Genomic DNA, 4,075 nt, shown 5'->3' on the forward strand with positions numbered 1-4,075 from the left:
ACCACAGCAGTACCGCAACCAAAGCAACGACTGCGCCCCGGCTCCCGCCGGGGCGTTTTTATGTGCGCTAAGCAGGTGCACATAAAAAGGATCAACTGCACCAAATCGCCAAACGAAAAACAATCGCCCAAAAACAAAGCGCTCCGTAGAGCGCTTTCGATCACAGGCTCAGCTTCTGCTTATTTCTGGACCATGATCCATTTCACCAGGGTGCGCGCCTCAGCTTCGCTGACCTGCGCGTTGGCCGGCATCGGTACCGATCCCCAGACGCCGGAGCCGCCCTTCAGTACTTTCTGCGTCAGCTTGTCTTCCGCATCCTTCTGTCCCGCATACTTCGCCGCGATATCCTTGAACGAAGGGCCAACGACTTTGCTGCCGACGGCGTGGCAAGCCATGCAGTTTTTCCCCTTCGCCAGTTCGGGGCTTGCCATCGCGGCGTTGGACGCCAGCACTCCAACAGCCAAACACAACAACAAGGAACGATTCATTACTTTCTCCAAAATGATGACGCATGATTCTACCGTGTTTTGCTCAACGGACAACGGCAGCCTGCCCTTCCATAACTCCGCTGCACCTGAAAGCGTTGACAGCGGGACTTAACCGTTACATTCTTTCACAACAAGTCGATCCAAGGGAGTTGTAATGCCGCTTATTATTATCATTGTTGCATTGACCGCGCTTCGTTATTTTGAAGTCGGGCCGTTCGCTGAGCTGTCATGGTGGTGGATAGGCGGCTTGTTTGCCGCCGCGTTCATCTGGTTTGAATTTCTCGAGAAGATGTTCGGCTTCGACAAGCGACAGGCGGACGAGCAATTGGAGAAAGCGCGCAAGGAACGCGTCAAGAAGACATTCCAAAAATAGAATGACGAAAATAAAAAGGCCGGAGCATTCCTCCGGCCTTTTTCACGTATGCCTACGGACCGGCATCAGTCTGTGACCGCACCTTTGCTGGCAGAGGAAGCGAGCTTAGCGAATTTCGCCAGCACGCCGCGGGTATAGCGTGGCGTCGGCGCTTTCCATTCGGCGCGACGACGTGCAAGCTCCTCTTCCGGCACATTCAACTGAATCAGCAACTGTCGCGCATCGATGGTGATGCTGTCGCCTTCCTTTACCAGGGCGATTGTCCCGCCCGCGAATGCTTCGGGCGCCACATGTCCAACTACCATCCCCCAGGTGCCGCCAGAAAATCGTCCGTCGGTAATCAAGCCAACCGATTCGCCCAACCCCTTGCCGATGATGGCGGATGTCGGGGCGAGCATTTCCGGCATGCCCGGCGCGCCCTTCGGACCGAGATAGCGCAGGACCAGCACATCACCGGCATTGATCTTGTCTGCGAGGATCGCGTCCATCGCCGAATACTCGTCGTCGAACACCCGTGCCGGACCGGTGATGACCGGATTCTTCAGGCCGGTGATTTTTGCGACGCAGCCTTCCGGCGACAGATTGCCCTTGAGGATGGCAAGGTGACCTTGTTCATACAGCGCTTTCTCGATCGGCATGATGACGTCCTGATCGGCACGGGGCTGATCCGGGACGCTGGCGAGTTCTTCGGCCATTGTGCGGCCCGTGATGGTGATGCAGTCGCCATGCAGCAGGCCGGCGTTCAGCAGGATCTTCATGACTTGCGGAATACCGCCTGCCTTGTGGAGATCCGTTGCCACATACTGGCCGGAGGGTTTCAGGTTGCAGATGACCGGGACTTTCTTGCGCATCCGCTCGAAATCGTCGATCGTCCACTCCACTTCCGCCGCGTGGGCAATGGCGAGGTAATGCAGCACGGCATTCGTCGAGCCGCCGGTTGCCATGATCACCGCCACTGCGTTTTCAATCGACTTGCGGGTGATGATGTCGCGCGGCTTGAGGTCGCGCTTGACGGCCTCAACCAGTACCCGCGCCGACTCGGCGGCGGAAACGACTTTCTCGTCATCCGGATTGGCCATGGTCGACGAATACATCAGCGACATGCCGAGCGCCTCGAACGACGATGACATGGTGTTGGCCGTGTACATGCCGCCGCAGGAACCGGACGACGGGCAGGCATTCTGCTCGACGCCCTCGAAGTCTTCCTGCGACATGCGTCCGGCGGTGAATTCGCCCACTGCCTCGAACGACGACACGATGGTCAGGTCCTTGCCTTTCCAGTTACCGGGGCGGATCGTGCCGCCATAGACATAGATGCTCGGCACGTTGGTGCGCGCCATCGCGATCATGCCGCCGGGCATGTTCTTGTCGCAGCCGCCGATGACGACGCAGCCATCCATCCACTGGCCGTTCACCGCCGTCTCGATGCAGTCGGCAATGACTTCGCGCGAGATCAGCGAAAACTTCATGCCTTCCGTGCCCATGGACATGCCATCGGAAATCGTCGGCGTGCCGAACACCTGCGGATTGGCGCCGGCTTCCTTGACCGCGGTGATCGCCACATCGGCCAGCTTCTGCAAACCGGAGTTGCACGGGGTGATGGTCGAGTGGCCGTTGGCGATGCCGATCATCGGCTTGTCGAAGTCTTCTTTCTTGTATCCCATCGCGTAATACATCGAGCGGTTCGGGCTGCGGGCAACGCCCTGCGTGATATTTTTCGAGCGGCGATTGAAGGCCATGATGTCTCCGGGATGTGCGTGAAAGGCGCTAGGGTGCCTTGCCTGAAGCCGTGTGTCAAATATATGATTCATTCCTCATTAATATGATTCGCATATATATGCGCTTATGAATATTGAATTGCGACAACTCCGCTATTTCATTGCCGTCGCCGAGGAAAATCATTTTGGGCGGGCGGCTGCCAGGCTACATATGACGCAGCCGCCTTTGTCACAAACCATCCAGGCGCTTGAAGCAGCGCTTGGCGTGCCGCTGTTCGCGCGCACCAAGCGCAGCGTAGCCCTGACGCCGGCCGGCGCCGCCCTGCTGCCGGAAGCACGCCGTATCCTGCAGCAGGCGGCCGCCCTTCCGGACCTTGCCCGCCGTGCCGCCTCGGGCGAATCGGGCCTGTTGTCCCTGTCATTCGTATCGACCGCCGACTACAGCCTGCTGCCGCCGCTGCTCAGGGAGTTTCGCGAACACCATCCGCAGGTGCAGATCAACCTGCGGGAAGCGACTACCGATATCCAGCTCGATGATCTGCTGCAAGACAGGATCGATGCCGGCCTGCTGATTCCGCCCCTGCCGGAGAAAGCGAAATCGGAACTCGACTACATGACCCTGTTATCGGAACCGCTCATCCTGGCGGCGCCACATGGCGTGAAGGCAGTGCAGGACCGGAAGGCGGTGGAGCTGAAAATGGTGGCCGATATGCCGCTGATCATTTTCCCCCGCCGGATCGCGCCGGCTTTCCATGATTCCATCCTGGGCTGCTTCCGGGATGCGGGCTTGACACCGCGCATAGGGCAGGAGGCGATACAAATGCAGACTATCGTCGGACTTGTCTCCGCCGACATGGGCATTGCTCTTGTGCCACAATCGGTGTCGAATTTGAAACGCCCGGGTGTCGAATACCGGAAATTGAACAATAAGACCCTGCCGTTTGAAACCGGCCTGGCATGGCGACGCGACAATGCGTCCCCCGTGCTGCGAACGTTTCTTGAACTTCTGAGAAGGAAATAGATGCTGATCCACCCTCTTCCCGACCCCGTCGCGATTTCGCTTGGTCCGTTGTCCGTGCATTGGTATGGCCTGATGTACCTGGTGGCCTTCGTCCAGTTCCTTGTGCTCGGCAGGGTGCGGGTACGGCAGCCTCACATCGCCGCGGCCGGTTGGAAGAAGGAAGACCTCGACGATATGCTTTTCTATGGCGTGCTGGGCGTCATCATTGGCGGGCGGCTTGGCGAGGTACTGTTCTACAACCCGGCCTATTACTTTTCCCATCCGGCCGAAATTTTTGCGGTCTGGAAAGGCGGCATGTCGTTCCACGGCGGCTTTCTGGGCGTGATGATCGCCATGGCGTTCTGGGGGCGCAAGCAAGGACGGCCCCTGATGGAAGTAATGGACTTCATCGCGCCGCTGGTGCCGCTCGGGTATGCGGCGGGACGGATCGGCAATTTCATCAATGCCGAGCTGCCGGGACGGCTTGCCGAGCCGA

At 58.7% G+C, this 4,075-nt stretch carries 5 protein-coding genes; 3 read left to right on the top strand and 2 right to left on the bottom strand.

The annotated features are described in order from the left end of the window. Positions 1–179 precede the first annotated feature (179 nt). Positions 180–488 (bottom strand): c-type cytochrome, encoded by a 309-nt coding sequence (locus V7080_RS24480; RefSeq protein ID WP_334190987.1) that lies wholly within the window; start codon positions 486–488, stop codon positions 180–182. Between the two features lie 154 nt (positions 489–642). Here V7080_RS24480 and V7080_RS24485 point away from each other — a divergent pair, with 154 nt between their 5' ends. Continuing rightward, positions 643–861 (top strand): TIGR04438 family Trp-rich protein, encoded by a 219-nt coding sequence (locus V7080_RS24485; RefSeq protein WP_334190988.1) that lies wholly within the window; start codon positions 643–645, stop codon positions 859–861. 65 nt (positions 862–926) lie between these two features. Here the strand turns inward: V7080_RS24485 and ilvD are convergent, their stop codons facing one another. Then, entirely contained in the window at positions 927–2,600 is a 1,674-nt protein-coding gene (gene ilvD / locus V7080_RS24490; RefSeq protein WP_334190989.1) for a dihydroxy-acid dehydratase, read from the bottom strand. A 106-nt stretch (positions 2,601–2,706) separates the two neighbouring features. On the opposite strand from ilvD, the gene V7080_RS24495 reads away from it, so the two are divergent. Together V7080_RS24495 and lgt are read left to right on the top strand one after the other, a co-directional pair. Then, positions 2,707–3,600, top strand: a complete 894-nt coding sequence (locus V7080_RS24495; protein WP_334190990.1) for a LysR family transcriptional regulator — start codon at positions 2,707–2,709, stop codon at positions 3,598–3,600. Next, on the top strand, positions 3,601–4,075 hold a 475-nt coding region (gene lgt / locus V7080_RS24500; RefSeq protein WP_334190991.1), incomplete at its 3' end, for a prolipoprotein diacylglyceryl transferase.

It is taken from the genome of Noviherbaspirillum sp. (assembly GCF_036846085.1).
In the GTDB taxonomy this organism is placed as follows: domain Bacteria; phylum Pseudomonadota; class Gammaproteobacteria; order Burkholderiales; family Burkholderiaceae_D; genus Noviherbaspirillum.